Source organism: Paraburkholderia sp. CNPSo 3281, assembly GCF_024206515.1.
GTDB classification, from domain to species: domain Bacteria; phylum Pseudomonadota; class Gammaproteobacteria; order Burkholderiales; family Burkholderiaceae; genus Paraburkholderia; species Paraburkholderia nodosa.
Genome location: NZ_JAMBPS010000013.1, coordinates 123925 through 148877, shown reverse-complemented (window position 1 = coordinate 148877; position 24953 = coordinate 123925). Strand labels below are relative to the sequence as shown.

Below are 24953 nucleotides of genomic sequence, written 5' to 3'. Positions count from 1 at the left end.
CAGATGCAGATTCATCTCCGCGCCCATGGCACGTTCGATGACCGCCTTGTTGAACGCCAGCATCAGATCCTGTACCTCGGCTGGCGTCATGGGGCCTTTGACCAGTTCGTCCAGCAGGGCCTTGGGCAGCTCAGGCAGCGGCCCTCGGGCCGCCGCCTGAGCTGCGACCGTACGTTTCTTCTTCATCGGCATATCCATGGCTTTTACCTCTCATGATATGCCTCACCCACAAAATCCCGGACAGGTCCCGCACAGGGGCAACGCCTGCATATCGACGCGAAAACAAGGAAAGGCCAAAGCAGCAAGAACCACAAACCCAACTCCTCCGCGATAGCATCAAAACCCACAACAAAACAACCCCAACCAAAACCCCAAGAAATACATATCAGAATTCGTTAGTTTGTCGCAGATGGAAGGCTGCCTACACTCCACATCCATCTTGTTATGACAAGCCAACCATGTCCCAAACGAATCTGGTAGCGCTATCCCCCCAGCCGCTCTACGTACAGATCAAAGACACGCTGCGCGAGCGCATCCTGAACGGCACCTATGCGCCGCACAGCCAGATGCCCTCAGAACACGAGCTATGCGCCCTGTTCGGAGTCAGCCGCATTACCGTGCGCCAGGCGCTAGGCGATCTGCAAAAGGAAGGCCTGGTCTTCAGGCTGCACGGCAAGGGCACGTTCGTCTCCAGGCCCAAGGCATTCCAGAACGTGACCTCGCTCCAAGGCTTCGCGGAAGCGATGTCGTCGATGGGCTACGAAATCGTCAACCAGTTGCGCAGCTTCAGGATCATCAAAGCCAATCGCCACGTCGCGCAGCGTCTCAACCTGCCAGAAGGCGCGCCGGTCGCGGAAATCCACCGCGTACGCATGCTCAACCGCGAACCGGTTTCGCTAGAACTCACGTGGGTGCCCGAAGCGCTCGGCAAACGGCTCGCCAACGCCGACCTCGCCACGCGTGACATCTTCCTGATTCTCGAGAACGACTGCGGCGTGCCGCTCGGTCATGCCGATGTGTCGATCGACGCAATTCTCGCCGACGACGACATCGCCCGTGCCCTGCGCGTGGAAGACGGCAGCCCCGTGCTGCGGATCGAGCGCCTGACGCACGACGCATCCGGCAATCCCATCGACTACGAATACCTGTATTTCCGCGGCGACGCCTTCCAGTACCGGCTGCGCGTCGACCGCCAGAAAACCCGTGCAAGGGGAAGGAAAGCGCAATGAATACCGAAGTGCTCGAATACGACATCGTGGTCGTCGGCGGCGGCACGGCCGGCCCAATGGCTGCGATCAAGGCCAAGGAACGCAACCCGGCGCTCAAGGTGCTGCTGCTCGAAAAAGCCAACGTCAAGCGCAGCGGCGCAATCTCGATGGGCATGGACGGCCTGAATAACGCCATCATTCCCGGCCACGCCACGCCCGAGCAGTACACGCGCGAGATCACCGTCGCCAACGATGGCATTGTCGACCAGGAGGCCGTCTATGCCTATGCGCGCCACAGCTTCACGACCATCGAGCAGCTCGACCGCTGGGGCGTGAAGTTCGAGAAGGACGGCAACGGCGACTACGCCGTGAAGAAGGTCCATCATATGGGCGCTTACGTGCTGCCCATGCCCGAAGGACACGACGTGAAAAAGATCCTCTACCGGCAGCTCAAACGCACGCGCATCGAGATCACGAACCGCATCGTCGCCACGCGGCTCATGACCGACTCGCAGGGCCGCGTGAGCGGCGTGCTCGGCTTCGACTGCCGCACGGCGCAGTTCCACGTGGTGCGCGCGAAAGCCGTGATCCTGTGCTGCGGCGCGGCTGGGCGCCTCGGCCTGCCCTCCTCCGGCTACCTGATGGGCACTTACGAGAATCCGACCAATGCGGGCGACGGCTACGCCATGGCGTACCACGCGGGCGCCGCCCTCGCGAACCTGGAATGCTTTCAGATCAATCCGCTTATTAAGGACTACAACGGACCCGCATGTGCGTATGTCACCGGGCCGCTGGGCGGCTTCACCGCGAACGGCAAGGGCGAACGCTTCATCGAATGCGACTACTGGAGCGGCCAGATGATGTGGGAGTTCTACCAGGAATTGCAAAGCGGCAACGGTCCCGTGTTCCTGAAACTCGACCATCTTGCCGAGGAAACGATCCAGACCATCGAGCAGATCCTGCACACCAACGAGCGCCCAAGCCGAGGCCGGTTCCACGCGGGCCGCGGCACGGACTACCGTCAGCAGATGGTCGAAATGCATATCTCCGAGATCGGCTTTTGCAGCGGGCATAGCGCATCGGGTGTCTACGTGAATTCGCGCGCCGAGACGACCGTGCCCGGACTCTATGCGGCAGGCGACATGGCGGCCGTGCCCCACAACTACATGCTGGGCGCGTTCACCTACGGCTGGTTCGCGGGCGCCAACGCGGCCGAATACGTGCAAGGCCGCGAGCACGCGAGCCTCGACGAAGGCCAGATCGCCGCCGAACGCGCGCGCATCTACGCGCCGCTCGAACGCGAAAACGGGCTCGCGCCGGCTCAGGTCGAATACAAGCTGCGCCGCATGGTGAACGACTATCTTCAGCCGCCCAAGGTCACGCGCAAGATGGAGATCGGCCTGCAGCGCTTCGACGAGATTGCCGAAGACATCAAGTCGATCAAGGCCAACAATGCGCACGAGTTGATGCGCGCCGCCGAGGTGCGCGCGATTCGCGACTGCGCCGAAATGGCGGCGCGCGCCTCGCTGTTCCGCACCGAAAGCCGCTGGGGGCTGTATCACCACCGGGTCGATTACCCGCAGCGCAACGACGCCGAATGGTTCTGCCACACGCACCTGCGCAAGGACGCTTCCGGCAGGATGACGAGCGAAAAGCGCGCGGTCGAGCCGTACATCGTCCCGCTCGCGCAAGCGGATCGAGGCGCCTACGATCAGCTCCGCATTCGCGAATCCGCGGAACTCGCCACCGAACACTGAGGAATCCGGATATGTCCTATACGCCGCACGATATCTTTCAGCGCAGCAGTGCACCCGTCACGATCGACGAAGACCGCTGCATCGCCGACAAGGGCTGCACGGTTTGCGTGGACGTGTGCCCGCTCGACCTGCTCGCGATCGACGTGAGCAAGGGCAAGGCCTACATGCAATTCGACGAATGCTGGTATTGCATGCCCTGCGAGCGCGACTGCCCGACTGGTGCAGTCAAGGTCGACATTCCCTACCTGTTGCGCTAACCGCTGCCACCCCACGACGGTTCCCGTACTGCCCGCCAAACAGACCATGAAAACACGCCAACGGATTCTTCGCCTTCTCGCCGCCCCGCTGCTGTTGACCGCGGCGATCACCGTACACGCCGAGACGATTCGCGTCGCGATCGGCACCCAGGACACGACCATCAACTGCGCGACAGGCGGCCTACTGATCCGCGAACTGCATTTGCTCGACAAGTATCTGCCGCACACCGGAAAATACGCGAACGTCACTTACGACGTGCAGTGGAAAGACTTCACTTCCGGCGCGCCGCTCACGAACGAAATGGTAGCCGGCAAGCTCGACTTCGGCGCCATGGCGGATTTCCCGGGCTCGCTCAATGGCGCGGCGTTCCAGAAGGCGGGCCGAAAGAGCCTCTTCATCACCGTGCTCGAGGGCAGCACCGAGGGCAGCGGCAACGGCATCGTCGTGCCCGTCAACTCGCCGGTGCATTCGATCGCCGACCTCAAGGGCAAGACGATCTCAGTGCCGTTCGCCTCGACGTCGCACGGCATGCTGCTGCGCGCGATCAAGGCACAAGGCTGGAACCCGGATACCGACGTGAACATCATCACGCAAGCGCCGGAAGTGGCCGGCAGCGCCCTCAAAGCGGGCAAGATCGACGCCCACGCCGACTTCGTGCCGTTCGCCGACCTGTTCCCGTATCGCGGCATCGCCCGCAAGATCTACGACGGCGCGCAAAGCCATGCGCCCACCTTTCACGGCGCGCTCGTCGATTCCGCCTACGCGCAGAAGTACCCCGAAGTGGTGGTCGCATACCTGCGCGCGGCAATCGAGGCGAACCGCCTGATCGCAGAGGATCCCGAAAAATATAGTCTGCTGATCGAGAAGGTGACGGGCATCGAGGCGCCTGTCGACTATCTCTATCATGGCCCGCTCGGCCTGCAAACGCGCGATCTCACCTGGAAGCCGGAGTACCGCCAGGCCGTGGCGACCGCCATCGACACGCTGAAGCTGCTCAAGAAAACGGATGTCAATCTCGATGCGAACACGTTCATCGACGACCGCTACATCCGCGAAGCGTTCAAGGAGTCGGGGCTCGACTATGACGCCGCGCTGAAGAACTACGCGCGCCAACCGCTCGCCGCGAACGACGCGCTGACCGGCAAGCCCATCCGGGATTTCCTCACGGTCACGCAGGTGTGGGTCGCCAACGAGGCGCACGTGCGCAACTATGCCAACGCGGCGGAAGGGTTCGCTGCGCTCGCCAAACTCGAACAGTCCGGCAGCAAGGTGCGCGCCGTGTACGTGCAGGACCACGACAGCGGCCAGAAGCTCTTCGCTTCCGACGCCTGGTACGTACGCGACGCGCATGGCGGCGTCATCGCCTTCCTGCAGAAAGCGGGCGCCGATGCCTATGCGCAGCACACGTCGGGTGCCGTCGTGGACTTTGCAGCCGCAAAAACAGGCGCCCAGCAGGCCCTCGCTTCGCGCTAACGCTTCGCTTACCTGCCTTTTATGAGGAGTCCGCATGTCCGCCACGCTTGACCTCGCAGCCCGGCAACGCGCAGACGCCCGGGAACCGGCACTGACCGGAGCCGCAGCGCGCAGCGCACCGATACGCCGCCGCGCATGGCGCGCCGGCTCGATCGTGCTGTTCGTGGCCGCCTGGCAACTGGCCGTTCACTACCGGCTCTCGCTTGGCATTATCACGTTCGCGAACGTCCCTTCGCCCGCCGACGCCATCCCCGCGCTATGGGCGCTGCTCCATTCGCCGAAGCTGCCCATGCATCTCGCCGCGAGCCTGACACGCGTGCTGGCCGGCTTTTGCGCGGCGGCGCTGGTCGGCGTCGGGCTCGGACTCGCGATCGGCCGCTATCGCGCGCTCGAAGACGTGCTGCTGCCGCCGCTCGAAGTGCTGCGGCCAATCCCGGCGGTCGCGTGGATTCCGCTCGCGATCCTGATGTTTCCCTCTTCGGAACTGAGCATGATGTTCATCACGTTCATCGGTGCGCTGTTCCCGATCCTGCTGAACACGATCCACGGCGTGGAAGCCGTCGACCCCCGCCTCGTCGCCACCGCGCGGGGTCTCGGCACCGGCTCGCTGTCGCTCTACACGGAAGTGGTGTTGCCGGGCGCTGCGCCTGCGATCTTTACAGGTCTTTCGATCGGCATGGGCACCGCCTGGTTCTGCCTCGTGACCGCGGAGATGATCGCCGGGCAGTACGGCATAGGCTATTTCACCTGGGAATCCTATACGCTGCAGAACTACGCGGATATCGTCGTCGGCATGGCCCTGATCGGCGTGCTCGGCATGGGCAGCAGCCTCCTCGTCAAGCGCATCGGCGCGGCGCTGACGCCGTGGTACCGCCTGCGGGGAGCGCGCCAGTGAACACGCCTGCCGCCATCCACCCGGAAGCGCCCGCCAGGGCGCCGGTGTCCCACGCGCCGGGGCGCATCGACGTGCGTTCGCTGACCGTGGAGGTCGGGCCGCCGCACGCGCGCTTCGCCGCGCTCGACTCACTGAACGTCGATATCGCGCCCGGCGAATTCGTGTGCGTGCTTGGGCCGTCCGGCTGCGGAAAATCCACGCTGCTCGGCGCCATTGCGGGACACGTCCCGGCCACGCAGGGCGAAATCGCCGTAGACGGTCTCGCAGTCGACCGCCCGCATCCCGAGCGCGGCCTCGTGTTCCAGCAGCACACGCTGTTCCCCTGGAAGCGTGTGATCGACAACGTGGCCTTCGGCCTGAAGATGAAGGGCGTCGGCGCGAGCGAGCGTCGGCGCGAAGCCGCCGAACTGCTCGCGCTGGTCGGCCTCGCGGGATTCGAGGCGCACTATCCGGCGCAGTTGTCGGGCGGCATGCAGCAGCGCGTGGAAATCGCGCGCGTGCTGATCAACCGCCCGCGCATTCTGCTGATGGACGAGCCCTTCGGCGCACTCGACGCCCAAACGCGCCGCATGATGCAAACGCTGTTGCTCGACATCTGGGCGCAAATCCGCACGACCGTCGTGTTCGTCACGCACGACATCGACGAAGCGCTGTTTCTCGGCGACCGCATCCTGATGCTCTCGCAGCGACCCGCGCGCCTCATTGCCGATATCGCGGTGCCGCTCGCGCGGCCGCGCAGCGACGAGAGCACGACCGAAGCCGGCTTCATCGACATCAAGCGCCACTGCCTCGCGTTGCTGCGCGAAGCGGCGTAGCCCCGCAAGCGTCCACCAGACAACCGCCTTTTCCCATGACCGTTTCCGCTCCCATCTCGCCGAACCCGCAGCACCTGAGCGCCGAAGCGAGCGCCCTGCTCGCGCGCCTCGCCGACGCCGATCCCGCTGTGCGCCGCATCGCGCTCTTCGAACTCGCCGATCTCGAGGATGAAGCGCTGCTGCCCGCGTTCGTGGCCACGCTGCGCGACGATCCCGCTCCAGACGTACGCCGCGAAGCCGCCGCCGTGCTGGCCTCGTGGGAAGACGACGACGTCGTCGAAGCGCTCTGTGCAGCGTTGCTCGACACCGACGACGAGGTGCGCGAAGCCGCGGCGCAAAGTCTTTCGGAATTGAAAGCCCAGTCGTCGGGCCATGTGCTGCGCCGGTGGGCCACGCGGCCCGAACCGTTCGTGCGCCGCGCGGCGCTGCGCGGCCTGCGCGAACTCCGCTTTGCGGATGCCTTCGAGCCCGCGCTGCACGCGCTCGCGGACACCGAGGCCGACGTGCGACTCGAGGCCGTCGCCGTGCTCGGCTGGCTGAAGGAGGTGCGCGCGCTGGAGGCGCTCGCCGCGCTCGGCGCCGGCGACGCGCACCCGGAGGTCCGCCGCGCGGCCGTTGGCGCGCTTGGCTTCGCCTCGCCGGGCGATCAGGCCACGCTCGACGCCCTGCTCACGGCATTGCGCGACGACGCCTGGCAAGTGCGCGAAGAAGCCGCGACGACGCTTGGCAAGCTGCGCGCCGCCACGGCGCTCGAACCGCTTGTCGAGGCGCTCGGCGACGCCTACTGGCAGGTCCGGCTACGCGCGGCCCGCGCGCTCGGACAGCTACGCGATGCGAAAGCGGCCACCGCCGTCGCCGCGCTGCTCGCGCATTCGATCAGCAATTTGCGCAAGGAAGCGGCGCTCACGCTCGGCGAACTGGGCGCGCGCGAGTCTTTGCCGGCGCTGCAAAGCGCGCTGCAGGACCGCGATCCCGAGGTGCGCAAGGCCGTGCGCATCGCTATCGGCCAGATCGAGGGCGCAGCGCCATGAAAACGCCGCTAGAGGTCCGCAACGACGCCGCCGCGCGAGCGCTCACGCTCTGCTGGCCCGCGGGCGAGACACAACGTGTGAACCACGCCCGGCTGCGCGCGGCCTGCCCGTGCGCAGCCTGCCGGCGCGAGCGGCTCGGCGGCGCCGCGCCCGCCGCCGCAGCGGACGTGACGCTGATCGCCATCGAGCCGATGGGCTACGGCGTGCAGCTCGCGTTCAGCGACGGCCATGCGCGCGGCATCTATCCCTGGACCTACCTCGAACAACTCGGGCGCGGCGAGGACCGCTAGCTTGCGCCCTGGACCTGGCAGCCACCCGCTCAACCGCCTCGCTTCAGTCTTCGATTAAAGAACGCTCGCATCGCGCCGATATGCATGCCAAGCCGTGCTCGTTTGACCGGCGCCCCATCCGTTGACAGAGAATCGAAGAAAAAGATGCGAAACAGAATAACCCGCCTGCTCGTCGGCACTTCCTTCACATCCGCTGCGCTGCTGTCGGGATGCGTCCAGTTCGTGCCGGTCAAGGATATGGCCAACGACAAGCCCGGCTATCTCGCGGCGCACTTTGCGGTGGATTCCTTGCCCACGAGCGTTCGTGAAAAGATGCCGGCGCCGGGCACGCACATGCTGCCCTTCAAGGTCTTGACGGTGCTTGGCAAGGTAACGGGCCAGATTGGCACGGCGGGAATCGAGCGCGACTTCAAAACCGTGCTGATCAACGCACAAGATACGGGCATGGTCCAGCAGGTGTATGAAAGCTCGGCGAACGGTGTGCCCGCTGCCGCAACGTTCAGCCTCTCTTACCTCAACATTTACAGCCTGAAAGAGGAAACGGCGAACTACGCGCAGACGGCGGCGTTCATTCCCTTCGTCGCGCACGACGCCGACAACAGCCAGTTCGCTTTCAACGCGCCGCAGGAGAACGAAACCTATACCACGACGTTCGAGTTCGGCACCACGGTCCAGATCGTCAACTTCCGGGCGCTCACGTGGACCTGTCATACGAGCCGCTACTATCCGGCTTCCCAGTTCAACGCCGCGCTCACCGGCAAAGCGATCGACCTGGACTGCGAGCAGACGAAAGATGGCATCGTCCAGAACAAGACGCGTCGAACGTATCTGACTCAATACGGCATCGGCCTGACCCGCTCGGTCGCCACCACTGCCGGAAAACTGGACTGGACCTATAGCGGTTTCGACAAGGACGGGCAACAAACGCTGACGCCGCACGGCCAGGCGGCGATCGAAAAACCGATTTGAGGTCGAGACCGTGACGGGGCGCGCGCGAGCGTCGGCGGCCCCCTCTTGTCACGAACCTCGCCTGTTCGAAACGAGCAGGTTGGCAATCGCACCCGCGAGCGGCAATCCCGGGTGCTTTTCCAGCCAGAAGAATTCGCCGACCGGGTTGACCTCCAGAAAGCAGTGACGGCCGTCGGGGGTGAGGATGAAGTCTGCCGCGCCGTAGTTGAGGCCCAGAGCATGCATGAGTTTCAGCAGCCCATTTTCGACCTCGGGCGGCAATGCGTACGGCTCCCACGCTTCGAGCAGCCCAAGACCGTCACGGCGCCAGTCGACGCTCGTTTTTTCGGACCGCTGCGAATCGATCGACGCGGTGAATACGCGGTTTCCCACGATCGTGGTCCTGAGTTCCAGCGCCTTGGACACTTGTTCCTGAAAGATGGCCGGGCAATAGCGCAGGTCATCGAGGCGCTCGAGGTCTTTGTCTTGAACCGTGCTGGTAAAGACCACTTTCTGCTCGCACTCCTCGTAGATGGCAAACGATGACAGCGTCTTCATGATCATCCCGTGCCTGCATTCGCGTGCGAAACTGCGCACCGCTTCTGGCGCATTGGTGATCAAGGTGCGTGGAATCGTGAGCCCAACCTCTCTCGCGATCTTGAGCTGGAGCTGCTTGTTTTCCGCGCGGCGCAGGCGGTGCACGGGATCGAGATGAAACGCGTCGAGGCTGGCAATCATGCCGTGCAGCGTCGCGCGCGATTGATCGACTGCCGCCCGCCTGAGCTGCCGGTCCATCGCCTCGGGAATGCACTGCCCGATGGCGATCCGCCGGTACCACACGGCGGACACCGTGCCCAGGTCCAGCTCGTAGTCTTCACACGCGATAACCTGCCGCTCTTCGTCGCCGCTGTAGTGGCTGGAAAGCCGAATATCGGTGGGAAAGCGGTTGGTATCGAAGCGGTAAGCCATGCCGCCCTGTGCCGCGACGGCATTCATGACGAGCGGGATACTCTCGTTGTCGTTGCTGTGGGTGATGATCAGTACCACCGGCCGCGGGTGTCGTTCGGACATGGTTGCGCACCTTTACTGAAGGCGCGCGGCGGGATAGCACGTCGACGCGCGCCCGACTCCGGTCCAGGCATGGTCGCCTGATGGTGAAAAGGAATACTAAATAGACGCACTTTCGCCGTCGGAGGGATACGCCATGGTCACCGGCGAGGAGGGATTATTGCCGGGCATCTGTCCCATAGGCCACCCCATGTGCCGGAGCATGCCCAGGAAGTCGGGCAATTCACCGACCGGCATGCCTTCCTGGTCGGACGGCGCCACCATCGTCACGACCGCTCCGCCGCGTATGGCCTGCATCTCCGCTGCCGTAAGGTTTCTCGAAAACTGACCCTCGAGGAAATGCGAAAAAAACGGTACGGGTTCCTGAGTTTCGATCTTGACGTTAGACATGGTGCTTACCTCGCTCGAAGTGTGGGGCCATTGATAACCACTACGGCGGCACAGGCCGCCGCCACGTCCTGCAACCGCCGTGCCAGCCAGTTCCGCTCCTCACGGCGGCGCGCCACGCCCTGTCGTGGCGGAGAATTCATGTCGAATCAAGGCCGGAATCGTTGGCTCGAAGCCAACGCGCGGATATGCAAAGGTGGCCGTCGACCAACAGCAGGGTCAGCAGCGTGGCAAACAGCCAGCTACACTACGGGCGCAGAGGCTATTGCAACGCCTGCGAGACAACTGCGCAAACCACAGGAGGAGCACGCAAATGACGCTTTCGAAGAGAACTTTTGGGCGGACCGGCTGGAATGTGTCCGAAATCGGCTTTGGTGCATGGGCAATCGGCGGCTCGTGGGGCAGCGTTGGCGAAGACGACGCCAGAGCCGCGCTGAACGCCGCGCTCGATAACGGCGTCACGTTCATCGACACCGCCGACGTCTACGGCGACGGCCGCTCGGAGCGCATTATCCGGGACGTGTTGCGCGAACGCGGCGGGGAGCGTCCCATCGTGGCCACCAAGCTCGGACGCCGGCTCGACCCGCATGTGACCAGCGGCTATCTGAACAAGCGCGAACTCGAAGGCTTCATCGACCGGAGTCTCTCGAACCTGGGCGTCGACACGCTCGACCTCGTGCAACTGCACTGCCCGCCGACGGAGGTCTATTACCGCCCCGAAGTGTTCGACGCGATGGACAGCTTTGTCGCCGCCGGCAAAATCCGCTTTTACGGCGTTTCGGTCGAAAAGGTGGAGGAAGCGCTGAAGGCGATCGAATATCCCGACGTGGTTTCGGTGCAGATCATCTACAACATGTTCCGTCAACGACCTGCCGACCTGTTTTTCCGCGAGGCGCTCAAGAAGAACGTTGCGGTCATTGCGCGAGTGCCGCTCGCGAGCGGCATGCTCACCGGCAAATTGTCCGCGGATTCCGTTTTTGCGGCAGACGATCACCGTGCGTTCAATCGTCATGGCGAGGCATTCGACGTGGGCGAAACGTTCTCGGGCGTGCCGTACGACGTCGCGTTGAAGGCGGTCGACGAACTGCGCGGCCTGGTACCCGTGGACGCCTCGATGGCACAGCTCGCCCTGCGCTGGATACTCATGGAAGACGCCGTCTCCGTCATCATTCCGGGCAGCAAGAACGCGGCGCAGGCGGCGTCGAATGTCTCGGCGGCAAACCTCGCCCCGCTGTCCGACGCGGCGATGCAACGCGTGCGGGACGTTTACGAACGCTTGATCGCGCCTCACGTCCACCAGCGCTGGTAAAAGCCCTTACGGTCGAGGCCGCTGGAATTTCTGCGCCCGCTTACTCCATTTTGCTCCGCTCCGATTGTTCGGATGATCCTGCCAGTCAATTCGCGCCCGGCCGCTTTATCGCGGCGGCGCGGACCTTTAGATTCGTTTGCGTCGCCGGCCGATGGCTTCGTACAAGTCGAGACGCCGGTTCTATTCGATGCTGCGACTTACGGTAAGGAGAACATGATGGGCAAACTTTCAGGCAAGGTGGCGGTCGTCACGGGCGCGTCGAAAGGCATTGGCGCCGCGATCGCCAAGGCTCTCGCGGCCGAAGGCGCTTCGGTGGTCGTGAACTACGCGAGCAGCAAGGCGGGCGCCGATGCGGTGGTAAGCGCGATTACGGCGGCCGGCGGCAAGGCGGTTTCCGTTGGCGGCGACGTGTCGAAGGCAGCCGACGCACAGGGCATCATCGGCACGGCCGTCGAGACTTACGGTCGCCTCGACATCCTCGTCAACAACTCCGGCGTCTACGAGTTCGCGCCCATCGAAGAGTTCACGGAGACGCAATACCGCAAGCTGTTCGACACCAACGTGCTCGGCGTGCTGCTCACTACGCAGGCGGCCGCGAAGCATCTTGGCGAGGGCGCAAGCATCATCAACGTGAGTTCGGTCGTGACGACGATCACGCCACCGACGACAGCCGTCTATAGCGGCACGAAGGGCGCGGTGGATGCGATCACCGGCGTGCTCGCACGCGAACTGGGACCGCGGAAGATCCGCGTGAACGCGATCAATCCTGGCGTGATCGAGACAGAAGGCGCACACACGGCCGGCGTCATCGGCTCGGAGTTCGAAAGCCATGCGGTCAGCCAAACGCCGCTCGGACGCGTGGGGCAGCCGGACGATATCGCCTCGGCCGTGGTGTTCCTTGCGTCGGACGATGCCAAATGGTTGACGGGCGAGCATATCGTCGCCAGCGGAGGCATGCGCTAAGGCGGTTGAGTGAAACTGGCTGGCGCCAAAAAACCCGTGCGTGCTAATCTCCCGAAGACCGGTCGTGTCGCCCTGGCGGCGGCACGTCCAGCAACGCTTCGGAACGAGGAGTTTGGCCAGGCCGCCTCATGCGAGTTTCCGACCTTGTAGACAGCCGCACGATCCTGCGCAGCCGGCGGCGCTGGCTGTATTTCGGCGTGTTCTGGCTTGGCGCCATCGCGACGGGGCTCGTCGCGGTCATGTACGCGCGGCTCGTCGATTTCGGCTACGCGCTCTTTGTGCAGATGACCGCCCATCACCGGTGGCTGCCGCTACTCATTACGCCGGCCATCGGCGCATTCTGCGTCTGGGCCACGCGCCGCTGGTTTCCGGGTTCGGAGGGCAGCGGCATCCCGCAGGTCATCGCGACGCTGCACGACGTGCGCAAATTCGGCCCGCGCCTGCTCACGCTGCGCATCCTGATCGGCAAGATCGCCCTGTCGTTCCTCGCGATCCTCGGCGGATTCACGATTGGCCGCGAAGGGCCGACTATCCACGTGGGCGCCGCGCTGATGTACAGCCTGCGGCGCTTCTATCCGGCGCGGCTGCGCAGCATGTACGGCGTCGGCCTCGAATACAAGCTCGCCCTCGCGGGCGCCGCCGCGGGCCTTTCCGCCGCGTTCAATGCGCCGCTCGCGGGCGTGGTCTTCGCCATCGAGGAACTCACGCGCAGCTTCGAGGCGCGAACGAGCGGCGTCATCATCGCGGCGATCATCTTTTCGGGCATCGTCTCACTCGCGCTGCAAGGCAATTATGTGTATTTCGGCACGATCGCCATCGGCAGTCATATGCCCGATCTGCTCGCCGTCGCCGTCATTCTCGTCGGCGTGATCACCGGCCTCGCGGGCGGCGTGTTCTGCTGGCTGCTGCTCAACACCGAACGATGGATGCCCGCCCGCTTGTTCGTTCTCCGAAAGGAGCGGCCCGTGGCGTTCGGCGCCGTGTGCGGTTTGTTCATCGCCGTGATCGGCGTGGCGAGCGGCGGCAATCTGTTCGGCAGCGGCTATGCGGAAGCGCGCGGCATGCTCGAGGGCCATTCGCAGCTCGGCGTCGCCTATCCCGTGCTGAAAATGGCCTCGATGGTGGGCTCGTATCTGCCGGGCACGCCGGGCGGCCTGTTTGCGCCGTCCCTGGCGATCGGCGCGGGCATCGGCAACGTGCTGCACATGGTGTTCGGGCAGATGCAGTTGCCGATGCTGATCGCGCTCGGCATGGTCGGCTATCTGGCCGCCGTCACGCAGAGCCCGATCACGGCGTTCGTCATCGTCATCGAAATGATCGACGGGCACGCGCTCGTGATCTCGCTGATGGCGACGGCGCTCGTGTCGAGCCAGGTTTCCAGGCTATTCGCGCCGCCGCTGTACGAAGCCCTGGCGCAACGCTTCCTGAAGCAGTGACGCGCGCGCCCGTTGACCGGCACACGCCGTTACCAGCGCAGTAGCCGCGGCCCCAGCCACGCGCCAATGCCAGCGGGCAGCGACATGCCGATCACATACCAGACGCTCCAGAACGCCGGGCTCATTTCCGGGCAATGGAGGCAATACGCAATGGTCGCGAGCGCGCTCGCAAAGAGCCCGGCCGCCGCGCCCGCCGCGCGCAGGCGGGTGGGCGCGAGACCGCGCACGGCCCAGAACACGGCCGCGAACGTGGGCACCGAAAGCAGCACGATATTGAACGGGCACGTGCGCCATGTGAGGCCCATCACGAGAGGCATGCGTTGCGCGGGCGCCGCGTCGCCCAGCGCGAGCCATGCGCCCGCCAGCACGGCGACGAACGGCAGCGCCACCAGCGCCCACGCATAGCCGCCGCGCCGGCCCGGCCGCCCGAGGCGGCTGACTGCGAGCGCGGCAGCGGCCGCGACGCACAACGGGAACGCGATCTTCGCCCAGAAGATCGGCGTGTGCATGACACTCATGAGATCGTGCCGCACGCCGAACACCACGCTCATCAGCGCGACCGAGCCCGCAAAACCGAGCGCCAGCGCCCGCGCGAAGCGGCGCAGCACGGCCTTGCGGTCCACGCGCGCATCGCCGGCGGCGAGCAGGTTGATCAGATCGTCGGTTTTCATCCCGCTCCCCTGATGCGCGCGGCAAGCGCCTTCAAACCCCGATGAATACCCACCTTGACCGCCGATTCGGAGAGTCCTGTTAGCTTCGCCGTTTCCACGACCGAAAGCCCTTCGAGCTTCACGTGGACGATAGGCAGGCGCTGCTTGTCGGGCAGCTGCTCGAGCAGCTTGCCGATATCGCGGCGCGCCTGCGCGGGTTCGTCGTCGGGCGCGGCGAAGAGATCGGCGTGATCTTCGAGCGGATCGTTGAGCATGTCGCGGCGTGCGCGCGAGCGGAAAAAGTCCATCAGCTTGTAGCGGGCGATCGCGTGCACCCAGGCCGTGAGCGGCTCGTCGGGGCGCCATGTGTGACGCGCGTTGTGAACCGCCAGCAGGATCTCCTGGACGAGGTCCTCGACGTCGTCGCGCAACTGCGGAATGCGCCGGCGCAGGTAGCCGCGCAAATGGCGCGTGAGTTCCTCGAGGAAGTCGCGATACGCTTGCGCGTCGCCTTCGAGGCCGCTGACGAAAAGCGCTTTGAGACGGGTTTCCGCGGAGTGCAAAGGTCGTCCTGGATGGTCGCGACGATAGGTTAATGGGCTTGCGGGCATGGCGCTCGCCTGGTCTTGCGATGGCGAACTTTCAAAACGATTACGAACGCCGCCGCACTCGCGCCCGTTCGCGTGAGGGTAGCCGAACGCTTCGCGCGCCGCAACGGCATGCGCTGCCCCGGCGCGCGCGCCGGGCGTCGCCCCTTCCGTCGTCGCCGCCCATGTGCTGGTCAAACCCACCTTGTGCCTCTTTCCCGTGGCGCGAGCGCGTGTGCCCGTTGCGGGTAGTTCGTTCGCCACGCCAGTTGGGTTACAGCCTCGATGACTTATTTTTAGCCGCCCCGGGCGCGCGAATTTTTTCTCGACGCAATGTAACCGGCGCGCGCGCCACAGCGAATTCACTGTCAACTCTGCGCTAACGAGGAATCGTCATGCACACGTCGATCGGTGAATCGCCCGCACTTGCCGCCAGCGTGCGCCGCCCACGCGCCATCCAGCCGCTCTGGCTGCGCGTCACGCATTGGCTCAACGCGCTCGCGGCGCTCGTCATGATGTTCTCCGGCTGGCGCATTTACGATGCGTCTCCCGTGTTCGCGGGCTTCGTCATTCCCCCCTCGTTCACGCTCGGCGGCTGGCTCGGCGGCGCACTGCAATGGCATTTCGCGGCTATGTGGCTGCTGTTTTTCAACGGCCTCGTCTATCTCGCCATGAATCTCGTCACCGGCCGCTGGCGCACGAAGTTCTTCCCGCTGAGCCCGCGCGCCGTGCTGCATGACCTGCGCGCCGCGCTCACGGGCCGGCTCTCTCACGCCGACCTGAGCCAGTACAACGCCGTGCAGAAACTCGCCTATCTCGTTGCGATCGCCGATCTCGTCGTCCTCGTGCTGTCGGGCCTTGCGATCTGGAAGTCGGTGCAGTTTCCGCTGCTGCGCGAGTTGATGGGCGGATACGACCGCGCGCGCGTCGTGCACTTTTGCGCGATGTCCGTGCTTGTGGCCTTCGCACTCGTTCACGTGACGATGGTCGCGCTCGTGCCGCGCTCGCTGCTCACCATGCTGCGCGGACGCTGAACGCGCCCACCGACGCTATTCGAGTCGCCGCCCTTCGATATCGATAAGGATTCCAGATGAACACGAACGACCGCAAGATCATCGCAGTCGACCGCGCAGCGATTCTTGCCGATGCACGGCGCGAACTCGACATGCCGTCACGGCGCCTGTTCGGCAAGCGCATGCTCACGCTCGGCGGTCTCTCCCTGCTGACTGGCTGCACGATCACCGACGACGCCTCGGTCAACACGTTCCTCACCGCCGTTTCCCGGCTCAACGATCGCGTGCAGGCATGGCTGTTCGACCCAACCCGGCTCGCACCCACGTACACCGAAGCCCAGATCACGCGCCCCTTCCCCTTCAACGCGTTCTACAGCGAAAGCGAGGCGCCCGTGGTCGATGGCGGCGACTATCGGCTCAGGCTCAGCGGCCTCGTCAAGGGCCAGCGTGTCTGGACGCTACCGGAGTTGTACGCGCTGCCGCACGCCGAGCAGATTACGCGGCATATCTGCGTCGAAGGCTGGAGCGCGATAGGCCGCTGGGGCGGCACGCCATTCGCGCATTTCCTGCGCCGCATCGACGCCGATCTCACCGCGAAATACGTGGGCTTTCGCTGCGCCGACAACTACTACGAAAGCATCGACATGGCCACGGCGCTGCATCCGCAAACCTTGCTCGCTTTCGATTACGACGGCGAGCGGCTGCCGGCGAAATACGGCTATCCGATGAAGCTGCGCATGCCGACGAAGCTCGGCTACAAGAACCCCAAGCACATCGTCGAGATCTTCGTCACGAATACGTATCCAGGCGGCTACTGGGTCGACCAGGGCTACAACTGGTTCGGCGGTTCGTGACGTCTTCCTGCCGCCGCGTCGCGCGACGGCTCCGTTTCACTTCCGCCCGCAAAAGGGGCAACGGTTTTTTCCACCCAGCAAGGAGCAATGCAAATGAACACGATCCGATTCGCAGCAATCGCCCTCTCGGCCGCCCTGTTGAGCATGAGCGCGGGCGCTGCATTCGCGCAGGCTAGCGGCGCGATGTCGAACGACGCCATGTCGAAGGACTCGATGCAGAAGGACGCCATGGGCAAAGGCGCCATGTCGCACGATACAATGAGCAAAGGCGGCGAGATGAGCCATGATCAGATGAACAAGCCGATGAAGCACGACGCCATGGGCATGGATCATCCGGCATCGGGCGCCATGGCGCATTGAACCGTCGTAACGCGCTCCCGGCGTAGCTTGCGCCAGGAGCGCATCGCGCGCGCGCCAGCACGATGCGCAAGCGATGCACGATTTCCGCGGGGCCGCACACCCTGCACCGGGAGTACGTGATGGGAAGCGAATGGCAACGCCGCCTGAAATTGTTTATTCAGCGCTTCTGGCAGCCAACCAGCGCGTGCATGACCTGCATGCCGGGTAGCTGGGGCAACATCATGAGCCTGCCCCATTGGACCATCGCATTCAAGACGGGACTGTTCACCGGCGCGCTGGCCGTCCTGCTCACCTTCACGCCAGCAACGAAGTGGTACGCGAATCGCTATGGCAACGCGCTGCTAGTGGGCTGCCTGACAATCATCGGCGATGCCTACGCGCACACGAGTCACTATCGCATTCATGTTCTCGAACACATTGTGACGGGGGTCGTGTCGGGCCTGTTCGCTCTCGCAGCGTCGTATCTGTTTGACGAGCGCGCGCGCCGCATACGAACGCTATGGGCGCGCCTGACCGGGTAGTTCACGAGGTGGTGCGCGCATCGGCATAGGACATAGGTCCGATTGACTGGGCATCCATCCATGCCACCCTTCGACAAAGCCGTCCTGCGGCTCATCAAAGGGGAACCCGATGCGCGCCTGCCGATATGTGGTCCTTTGCGCTTTGCCATTCACGATCGTCGGCTGCAACACGCCGCCGATCCCGCCGGGCAAGCCGGTTGATATCCCAACCGCCCTCCAGCAAGTTCTCGAAGGTCTGTGCAATTTCAGGAAAGAACAGGCCGACCGCAAGCAGGATATGGGTGTCGCTATCGACTCGGTCACCGTGGAGCTCGACCTGACCGTCGACGGCGCAAGGAATCCCCCTGTGGCGGTCGCGCCGGATATCCAGTTCATTCCCACGGTGAGCTATGGGCAGATCATCACGGCGAACCGGGGCAGCCGGCTTACGCTCACCCTGAAAAACACCGGCTCCCGCGGCGGCTGTGACGTCATGACATCGGCGAAGTAGCGGCTGTTCACTTTCTCTATAGGACCATCGGCCCATAGCCAGCCTATGCGGTTGTGACATGGTGGGAAGGCGCGGAACATTCGGCCCTGCCACCATGCGTATTGTTCATACGTTGCTGATCGCCCTGGCTTTCGGGATGACGATTGCCGGCCGGCCGACAGGATGCCTCGCGGCCCAGGGTCCGCCTGCGCAAGCCGTGGCGTCACAGGCCGCGAGCGCTGCGGAACATCCATGCCGGCGCGAAATACCTGGACCTCCTGATGTCCCGCTACTTCCCGGATGCGCACTTTTCCGACTCGGACCGTGCCCTGTTCGCGTTCGCGAGCTATAACGCGGGTCCGGCCAGGATCGCGAAAATGCGCAAGGAAGCGACCGCCCGGGTGTTCTCGCCCGACAAGTGGTTCAACAACGTCGAGATCGTGGTTGGCGAGAAGATCGGGATCGAGACGACCACTTACGTGCGCAATATCTACAAGTACTACGCCGCCTACCGGCTCGTGCAGCAGGCGCAGGCGGCGCGCGAACGCGCCATCGGGCAGGTGCGCAAGCAGGGCTGAGGCAGGCTTACGCGTCAGGTGTCCAGCACCGCGAGATGAATCTCGCGACTTCATCCAGCGCATACCGCGCGCCCGGCAGTTCGTGGGTGGATCGCTGGAACACGTGGTGCAGTCCTTCGTAGATTTCCAGTTCCACCGCTGCGCCCTGCTCCGCCGCTGCCGTCGCGTAACGTCGCGCGTCGTCGAACAGCAGCTCGTCCGTGCCCACCTGGAGCGCGAGGGGCGGCAGGTGCCCGGGAATGGCATGCAGCGGCGACGCGCGTCCATCCATGGGATCGGCAGCGCCAAGGTACGCCGCGGCGGCATTGGCGAGCACAGGCCGCGTCAGAACGGCATCCCGGGTCGCTTCGCTCTTGAACGACGGCCCCGTCAACGCCAGATCGACCCACGGCGAGAAGACGGCCACGCTCGCGATGTTCAACGCCCGCCGCTCCTCGACACCCAGAACCGCAAGTGCAAGGCCGCCGCCTGCGGAGTCGCCAACCAGGGCGACTTCGCGTATGCCGCCGTTCGCCAGCCATCGCAGCGCGGCGCGCACGGCGTCGTGCGCCGCGGGAAACGGATGTTCGGGCGCCAGCGGATAGTCGAGCACAAAGGTATCGACGCCGGCGCGCACCGCGATCTGGCTCGCGAACCCGCGATACCCCCAGGCAGACCCGAGCACAAAGGCCCCGCCGTGCAGGAACAGGATCGCGCGATGGGCAGGCGCGGCTCGCGGCCGAATCCACCACCCTGTTGCGTCCGCGTTCGCGATGCTCTCGAGGCCGACGCCATCCGCCACCGGCGTCTGCGCGGTCATGGCGTCGTACGCCTCGCGCATCGTGCCATTGAAATCGTTGAAATGCCGTTGCGTGCGCTCGATCGAAGCCCTCGCCGCGTCGCGGTCGTCATCGCTCAGGCTGTGCCGCACTTCGATCAGGTTGGCTCGTTGTCCGATGCTCATCATGGCTCCTTCGTTGCGTGAATGCGTTGTCAATGGGCATGACGATATCGATTCCACCCGGAGCATGGAAGAAGGCCAAATGGAATAGAATCCATTCCAGTCAGGAAGTTTTGGGAAGAAAAATGGATCGGCTCGACGCGCTCAAACTTTTCATTCGCATCGTCGAAAGCGGCAGTTTCGCCGCGGCGGCGCGCGACATCGGCGTGGGCCAGCCTGCGGTCAGCAAGCAGATCGCGTCGCTCGAGCGCTATCTTGGCGCTCAACTGGTGAGGCGCACGTCGCGCAGCATGACGCTCACCGAGACCGGTCAAACGGTCTATGAAGCCGGCTTGCGCATCATTGGCGACTTCACCGATCTCGAGACCTCCGTCGGGCATGGCCAGCTGTCTCCGGGCGGGCTGATCCGCGTCACCGTGCCGCCGGTCTTTGGCCGGCTATATGTCGTGCCGCGCCTGCCGGTATTTTTCTCCCGCTATCCGCAGGTGCACGTGGACCTTTCCGCAACGGAGCGAAACGTCAATCTCGTCGAGGAAGGTTTCGATCTTTCGATCAAGAGCGGGCCGCTTGCCGACTCCTCGATGATTTCGCGGCATCTGGCCTCGAGTCCGGTCGTAGTCGTCGCAACGCCGGAGTACCTCGAAAAGCACGGGCGCCCCGAACGGCCACACGAGATCGAACAACATGACTGTGTCGTTTTCGCGCCCATGCACGAGCCGCGGGCATGGCGTTTCGGGAACGTCGAAGGGCCGGGCCTGCAGGTTCCGTCCGGCAATTTCCGCACTGGCGACGCGGAGCAGATTCGCGCTGCCGTCCTCGCCCATATGGGCCTGGTTCAGGCGCCCGGTTGGCTCTTCGCAGCGGAGATGACGAGCGGCGCGGTCGTCAGCGTGCTGGAGGATTTCGCGCCGCCGCCGTTGCCCATCCACGGCGTACATCCATCGGGCAGGCGGCTGCCGAACAAGACCCGCGTGTTTCTCGACTTCGTCGCCGAAATGCTCGCGGCCGATCCGCACCCGGCTTTCGTTGCGGCCTGATGGCTTTGCGCGGGCGTTGCGCGCCTGTGCGGAACGGCGCTTGCTGGAATGAGTGGGTCACTCATCAAGGAGAGCCAAAATGCCCGAGAAGAAAACGATCGAGCGTGCGCGCGCGGACAAGCGCGCAGGCAAATCCGCAAGCACCCAGGCCGGCGAATTCGTGAAGGAGGAATTCGATCGCGTGCGCGAGGGCAAGCATGGCGTGCGTTCCGCGAAGCAGGCGGTCGCTATCGGCTTGTCGAAGGCGCGACGCGCCGGTGTGGACCTGAAACCGCCGGCGCCAGGCAAAACCAGCGAAGCGACGCGCAAGAAAGCCGCAAAGGATAGCGCGGCGGGCCACGGCGAGAAAACGGGCCGCGCGAGCACGGAATCGAAAACCAAACGTTCGCGCACGACGACGCAAGTGCTCAAGGGCGAGAGCCGGGCGGGCGCATCGCCACAAGCCGTGTCGAAGCAGGCGAAGACCGCGGCGGCGCGCCGCCCCGCGGCAAGCCGCTCCGCGGCGGCGAAGAAGGCTGCGCAGACCAAGGGCGCAGCGGGCCGCTCCACCGCGGCCAAAAAGGCGGCGAAGACACGCGCCGCACGTGCGCAGCACACCCGCCACTAGCGGGGCGCGGGGTTATGAGACTATGTTCCTCATCGCCCCGCATGCGCATGCTGCAAATCCGCCGATGTCCCCACCCGCTCTGCTGCTCGAACAGATCCTTCGCGACGTCCCACGCCGTTATCGCTTGCCGCAAGAGCCCGCGGCTTCGGCGCTGCCGCTTCGACATGCCAATCCGGCTACGGCGCTGGCACGCGTCATCGAACAGGCGCGCGAAGCCATCGCGCATGGTGGAGCACCCGACGCGACGCTGAAGCCGCGTTTCGTCGACGCGCTCGCGGCCATGATCACCGAGGCGATGCACGCCGATTCCGGAGACCGGGCATTTCAGGCGATGGTGCTGCGGCAACGCGCCCCCCAGGTGCGCGAATTTGCGTCGCTTTCGGCACAGGCCGATCAGGACCGCCGGCAGATCCATGCCGCCGTCAATACGATCGCGCATCCGGCCAAACAGCAGCGCGCCCTGCAAGCCTGGCAGCGCGACGCGCTTGCGCGGCTGCATGCGTCCGCGTCGTTGGCGCACCACGAGACCCATTACGCCGGACTTCACGAAACCGCGCGAGACCTTCTCGCGTTGCCGGAGCTTGCGAAGGGCTCGGATTTCGCGCCCGCGCTGGCGGATCTGCGGGACAGTCCGGCACTTGCGCGCTTGTGCCGGCTCGAAGCCCTGGCGCCCGACCCACTCGTGCAGCAGTACGTATCAATGCTGGATGCGTATGGTCCGCGGCCGGGTACGCCGGCGGCCGTGGCGCAAGGCCGGGCGTCGCAGCGGCGCGGCGCGGCTGTCGAAGCGCTGGCCGTACAGGCACTCGAAGCCCTGGCTCAAAGGCTCAACGCCGCGCAGGAGAACCCGCACGCGTACCGTGTCGTGAGTTCAATGCGCGTTCCGGCCTCGATACCGGGCACGCACGAACGCGCCAAAACGGAATGGGACGTGGTCCTGCTGGAGCGGCTGCACGCGAAGACCTTCGATATCGTGCCCGTCTGGAACGTGCGCCTGCTCGTCGAAGCGAAGGCATCCGTCGAATCCGCAACGACCGACCTCCCGCGGCTCATGCGCGGTTTGCGCCTGCTCACGCACGCCGAAGAAAATATCGTGTATACGTTCGAGACCCAGCAGGGGCCGGTACGACTGCACGGCGCATCGCTACGCGCACAAGGCATCGACGAGTCCGGCTTGCTGAACACCGTACTCTATTGCTGCGATGCGCCCGCCAACGGCACTTCGCGAATGCTCAACGCCGCGAGCCGCATGCAGCTTTTGTCCGCACCGGCGAGCCTCGCCTACGCCAGCGCCCAGTGGGACGGGCAACATGCAGATCCGGAAGTACTGGATGCTGTCTGGCAGCACCTCACGCAATCGCCACGCTGGCAGGCCGTGCTCGACCAGTATTCGATGCTGCGCCTCGTGCGCGAATTGATGGTGCACCCCGATGACCTGATGGCCACGATTCGCGATGCAACGGGGTGTGCGCCGGGGTGTTCGCAGTACACGGCGAACGAACGGCCTTGTTGAAGTGAGCGTGCGTTCGAGAGACAGGCACGCTCACGCCTCAATGCTCCGTGCTCGCGCGTGCCGCCGCGGGGCACGCCGGGTCCTTGCCCCAATGCCCATCGCACACGCGCCAGCGGCAAAGCTGATCCTCGAAAAAGCCCTGCGCTCCGCACGCCTTGACCTGCTGCGCGAGGGTGAGCTTGCTTGCCGCCGACTTCGACCCGTGCGCGGACGCGTCCTTGCCGTCGCCCGGCTTCGTGCGGGCAACGAGCACGGCTAGCAGGTCGACATCGGAATCATCCTTCTGGGCGCCTGGACGCGCATCATGCCGCTTCTTTGCCAGCGCCTCCGCCCTGGCGTTCCCTGCATGCGCGGCGCTTTTCGCTTCGTGCCGGGTTTCGGCGCCCCTGGCCGGATGCTTGTGATTCGCGTCGACGGACGCGCTCGCCAGCGGCGCGGCGCCGCCTGCCGGCGCGCTCGCTCCGGCATCGCGCGCGCCATTGGCCAATGCACGCGAAAGCCGGCCGTCGTCGGGTATCGTTGCGGACGCAACGGCGTCAGGTGTGGGCTTCGCGTTGTCGGCGCTTTCGTCGTCGCTCACGATGGTGGCGGCGTGTGAAGCCGACGCCATATCCGGCGCGCTCGCCGCGTTTGCAACGGCTGGCGCAGCGCCTGCGGGGGCAACTGTCGGTGCAACCGCGGGGGCGGCCGCCTGCGTCCCGGCGTTCGCCGGCGCGCTGCGCTCGGCCACGTGCCAGGCGCCGAAACCGGCAGCGCTGATCAGAACCAGCGCCCCGATCAGCATCGGCGCGCGCGAGCGCCGTCCTGTGCCCGGCGGCGTGGCCGGCGGCACGACGCGGCCCTCGAGATTCGCGAGGATGCGCGAGCCGCCCGGCTGTGCGCCCGGCACGCTGGCAGGCGTGTCGGCGAGGAGGCTGGGCGCAGCCTTGGGGGTAGAATTGTCCGGCGCACTCATTCACTGTCTCGTTGGAATCGTGCTCATTGCATTGTGCTCATTGAACTGAGCCCGTTTCACCGCAATAATACGAGGCGGCCCAACCTCGGGCAGCGCTGATTCTAAAATCAAGCATTACAAAAAACAATTGCTACTCCGCGGGTTCGCTTTTGGTCGCCATTGCTCTCGTCGCCTATTTTGCCATTGCCGTACCACTGGCCGCACTATTGCTGCTGCCCGCCGTACGTGCATCGCTTTTCAGCACGTTATTCGAATTGCATAATTTGATTATGCGTCGCGCTTCAGCGAGCGCCACTCACGCCCGAAGTCAGTTCTTTAAGTCGGCAAAAATTTCTCATTCGAGAATGGCCGATATGAAAAATATACTCGTCAGGCGACGCTTGCTGATTTCCATTACCGCAGGTATTCTTGCGACGCCGCCGCTCATAGCCATTACATTGCGCGGTCATCAGTTATTTCAATACGATGACACGCCCCGGGTGCCGGACGAAAAAATCGCTGCCTTGCTGAACGGCGAGCAGCTGGTTCCACCGCCGCCGCTGCCTCCCGAGGTATTCGCCACGAAGGAGGTCGAGCAGGTGCGGCCCGCGCTGCACGACGCAAGCCGCGACTGGAATCTGCTGGACGCCGATTTCCGCACGCGGCTATTGCTCGTCTACAAAATCATGCGCGAGCAATACGGTTATGAAATGGCGCTACTGGAGGGTTACCGCAGCCCCGAGCGGCAAAACCGGCTTGCGCAATTGGGCGGTAATGTGACAAACGCGGCAGCTTTCCAAAGCTATCACCAATATGGACTCGCGGCCGATAACGCATTTCTGCGTGACGGCAAGCTCGTCATTTCAGAAAAAGATCCCTGGGCGATGCGGGGTTATCAGTTATACGGCCAGGTGGCCGAGCAGGTTGGCCTGACCTGGGGCGGACGCTGGAAATTGATGGACCTGGGCCACGTCGAATATCACAAACCCGGCTTCGTTCTGGGTCGCGCGCCGGCAATTGTTAAATAAGGCGCAGCGGGAAAAAATGGGGAG

The 24953-nt window shown here is 64.5% G+C and carries 27 protein-coding genes and 2 pseudogenes; 22 read left to right on the top strand and 7 right to left on the bottom strand.

The window, feature by feature from the left end:
• A pseudogene (locus M3I56_RS16275) lies at positions 1-198 on the bottom strand (IS256 family transposase); the annotation flags it as partial.
• Between the two features lie 260 nt (positions 199-458).
• On the opposite strand from M3I56_RS16275, the gene M3I56_RS16270 reads away from it, so the two are divergent.
• The 9 genes from M3I56_RS16270 (at position 459) to M3I56_RS16230 (ending at position 8696) form a co-directional block, all read left to right on the top strand.
• On the top strand, positions 459-1229 hold the full coding sequence (locus M3I56_RS16270; RefSeq protein ID WP_254354862.1) for a GntR family transcriptional regulator: 771 nt from the start codon (positions 459-461) through the stop codon (positions 1227-1229).
• Positions 1226-2965, top strand: coding sequence for a fumarate reductase/succinate dehydrogenase flavoprotein subunit (locus M3I56_RS16265; RefSeq protein ID WP_254354861.1), 1740 nt, complete (start codon positions 1226-1228; stop codon positions 2963-2965). The genes M3I56_RS16270 and M3I56_RS16265 overlap by 4 nt, the downstream gene beginning before the upstream one ends.
• An 11-nt stretch (positions 2966-2976) precedes the next feature.
• Positions 2977-3222: a ferredoxin family protein gene (locus M3I56_RS16260; RefSeq protein ID WP_028204594.1), complete on the top strand. Its 246-nt coding sequence runs from the start codon at positions 2977-2979 to the stop codon at positions 3220-3222.
• Positions 3223-3268: 46 nt separating this feature from the next.
• Positions 3269-4696, top strand: a complete 1428-nt coding sequence (locus M3I56_RS16255) for an ABC transporter substrate-binding protein (protein ID WP_254354860.1) — start codon at positions 3269-3271, stop codon at positions 4694-4696.
• 34 nt (positions 4697-4730) lie between these two features.
• Entirely contained in the window at positions 4731-5591 is an 861-nt protein-coding gene (locus tag M3I56_RS16250; RefSeq protein WP_254354859.1) for an ABC transporter permease, read from the top strand.
• 14 nt (positions 5592-5605) lie between these two features.
• Positions 5606-6406 carry an ABC transporter ATP-binding protein gene (locus tag M3I56_RS16245; protein WP_375541736.1) on the top strand — a complete coding sequence of 267 codons (801 nt, stop codon included), beginning with the start codon at positions 5606-5608 and terminating at the stop codon, positions 6404-6406.
• Between the two features lie 35 nt (positions 6407-6441).
• Positions 6442-7437, top strand: coding sequence for a HEAT repeat domain-containing protein (locus M3I56_RS16240; RefSeq protein WP_254354858.1), 996 nt, complete (start codon positions 6442-6444; stop codon positions 7435-7437).
• Positions 7434-7727: a gamma-butyrobetaine hydroxylase-like domain-containing protein gene (locus M3I56_RS16235; protein WP_254354857.1), complete on the top strand. Its 294-nt coding sequence runs from the start codon at positions 7434-7436 to the stop codon at positions 7725-7727. Before M3I56_RS16240 ends, M3I56_RS16235 begins: the two co-directional genes overlap by 4 nt.
• 144 nt (positions 7728-7871) lie before the next feature.
• Entirely contained in the window at positions 7872-8696 is an 825-nt protein-coding gene (locus M3I56_RS16230; RefSeq protein ID WP_254354856.1) for a hypothetical protein, read from the top strand.
• A 48-nt stretch (positions 8697-8744) separates the two neighbouring features.
• On the opposite strand, the gene M3I56_RS16225 is transcribed toward M3I56_RS16230, so the two are convergent.
• A complete protein-coding gene (locus M3I56_RS16225; protein ID WP_254354855.1) occupies positions 8745-9746 on the bottom strand; it encodes an MvdC/MvdD family ATP grasp protein in 1002 nt (333 codons plus the stop codon).
• A 96-nt stretch (positions 9747-9842) separates the two neighbouring features.
• Positions 9843-10133 carry a microviridin/marinostatin family tricyclic proteinase inhibitor gene (locus M3I56_RS16220; RefSeq protein WP_035513180.1) on the bottom strand — a complete coding sequence of 97 codons (291 nt, stop codon included), beginning with the start codon at positions 10131-10133 and terminating at the stop codon, positions 9843-9845.
• A 310-nt stretch (positions 10134-10443) separates the two neighbouring features.
• On the opposite strand from M3I56_RS16220, the gene M3I56_RS16215 reads away from it, so the two are divergent.
• The 3 genes from M3I56_RS16215 (at position 10444) to M3I56_RS16205 (ending at position 13838) form a co-directional block, all read left to right on the top strand.
• On the top strand, positions 10444-11439 hold the full coding sequence (locus tag M3I56_RS16215) for an aldo/keto reductase (protein ID WP_254354854.1): 996 nt from the start codon (positions 10444-10446) through the stop codon (positions 11437-11439).
• A 216-nt stretch (positions 11440-11655) separates the two neighbouring features.
• Positions 11656-12402 (top strand): glucose 1-dehydrogenase, encoded by a 747-nt coding sequence (locus tag M3I56_RS16210; RefSeq protein ID WP_254354869.1) that lies wholly within the window; start codon positions 11656-11658, stop codon positions 12400-12402.
• A gap of 128 nt (positions 12403-12530) precedes the next feature.
• Complete coding sequence (locus M3I56_RS16205) at positions 12531-13838, top strand: chloride channel protein (RefSeq protein WP_254354853.1); 1308 nt, start codon at positions 12531-12533, stop codon at positions 13836-13838.
• A 29-nt stretch (positions 13839-13867) separates the two neighbouring features.
• On the opposite strand, the gene M3I56_RS16200 is transcribed toward M3I56_RS16205, so the two are convergent.
• Positions 13868-14509 carry a DUF1109 domain-containing protein gene (locus tag M3I56_RS16200; protein ID WP_254354852.1) on the bottom strand — a complete coding sequence of 214 codons (642 nt, stop codon included), beginning with the start codon at positions 14507-14509 and terminating at the stop codon, positions 13868-13870.
• A complete protein-coding gene (locus tag M3I56_RS16195) occupies positions 14506-15051 on the bottom strand; it encodes a sigma-70 family RNA polymerase sigma factor (protein ID WP_254354851.1) in 546 nt (181 codons plus the stop codon). The genes M3I56_RS16200 and M3I56_RS16195 overlap by 4 nt, the downstream gene beginning before the upstream one ends.
• Before the next feature lie 419 nt (positions 15052-15470).
• Here M3I56_RS16195 and M3I56_RS16190 point away from each other — a divergent pair, with 419 nt between their 5' ends.
• The 6 genes and pseudogenes from M3I56_RS16190 to M3I56_RS16165 form a co-directional block, all read left to right on the top strand.
• Positions 15471-16109 (top strand): cytochrome b/b6 domain-containing protein, encoded by a 639-nt coding sequence (locus tag M3I56_RS16190; RefSeq protein ID WP_254354850.1) that lies wholly within the window; start codon positions 15471-15473, stop codon positions 16107-16109.
• A 56-nt stretch (positions 16110-16165) separates the two neighbouring features.
• Positions 16166-16942 (top strand): molybdopterin-dependent oxidoreductase, encoded by a 777-nt coding sequence (locus M3I56_RS16185; protein WP_254354849.1) that lies wholly within the window; start codon positions 16166-16168, stop codon positions 16940-16942.
• A 93-nt stretch (positions 16943-17035) separates the two neighbouring features.
• A complete protein-coding gene (locus M3I56_RS16180) occupies positions 17036-17302 on the top strand; it encodes a pentapeptide MXKDX repeat protein (RefSeq protein ID WP_254354848.1) in 267 nt (88 codons plus the stop codon).
• A 119-nt stretch (positions 17303-17421) separates the two neighbouring features.
• Entirely contained in the window at positions 17422-17823 is a 402-nt protein-coding gene (locus tag M3I56_RS16175) for a hypothetical protein (RefSeq protein ID WP_254354847.1), read from the top strand.
• 109 nt (positions 17824-17932) lie between these two features.
• Positions 17933-18313, top strand: coding sequence for a hypothetical protein (locus tag M3I56_RS16170; RefSeq protein WP_254354846.1), 381 nt, complete (start codon positions 17933-17935; stop codon positions 18311-18313).
• 224 nt (positions 18314-18537) lie between these two features.
• Positions 18538-18870, top strand: a pseudogene (locus M3I56_RS16165) (transglycosylase SLT domain-containing protein); the annotation flags it as partial.
• 7 nt (positions 18871-18877) lie between these two features.
• On the opposite strand, the gene M3I56_RS16160 reads toward M3I56_RS16165, so the two are convergent.
• Positions 18878-19816, bottom strand: a complete 939-nt coding sequence (locus M3I56_RS16160; protein ID WP_254354845.1) for an alpha/beta hydrolase fold domain-containing protein — start codon at positions 19814-19816, stop codon at positions 18878-18880.
• A 119-nt stretch (positions 19817-19935) separates the two neighbouring features.
• Here M3I56_RS16160 and M3I56_RS16155 point away from each other — a divergent pair, with 119 nt between their 5' ends.
• The 3 genes from M3I56_RS16155 to M3I56_RS16145 all read left to right on the top strand — a co-directional run bounded on the left by M3I56_RS16155 (position 19936) and on the right by M3I56_RS16145 (position 22967).
• Positions 19936-20847 (top strand): LysR family transcriptional regulator, encoded by a 912-nt coding sequence (locus M3I56_RS16155; RefSeq protein WP_254354844.1) that lies wholly within the window; start codon positions 19936-19938, stop codon positions 20845-20847.
• A 79-nt stretch (positions 20848-20926) separates the two neighbouring features.
• Positions 20927-21454, top strand: a complete 528-nt coding sequence (locus M3I56_RS16150) for a DUF6496 domain-containing protein (RefSeq protein ID WP_254354843.1) — start codon at positions 20927-20929, stop codon at positions 21452-21454.
• 64 nt (positions 21455-21518) lie between these two features.
• On the top strand, positions 21519-22967 hold the full coding sequence (locus M3I56_RS16145; RefSeq protein WP_254354842.1) for a 3-deoxy-D-arabino-heptulosonate 7-phosphate synthase: 1449 nt from the start codon (positions 21519-21521) through the stop codon (positions 22965-22967).
• Positions 22968-23004: 37 nt separating this feature from the next.
• Here the strand turns inward: M3I56_RS16145 and M3I56_RS16140 are convergent, their stop codons facing one another.
• Complete coding sequence (locus M3I56_RS16140) at positions 23005-23922, bottom strand: hypothetical protein (RefSeq protein ID WP_254354841.1); 918 nt, start codon at positions 23920-23922, stop codon at positions 23005-23007.
• A gap of 149 nt (positions 23923-24071) precedes the next feature.
• Between M3I56_RS16140 and M3I56_RS16135 the strand changes: the two genes are divergently transcribed.
• Entirely contained in the window at positions 24072-24929 is an 858-nt protein-coding gene (locus tag M3I56_RS16135) for a M15 family metallopeptidase (RefSeq protein WP_254354840.1), read from the top strand.
• Positions 24930-24953 lie beyond the last annotated feature (24 nt).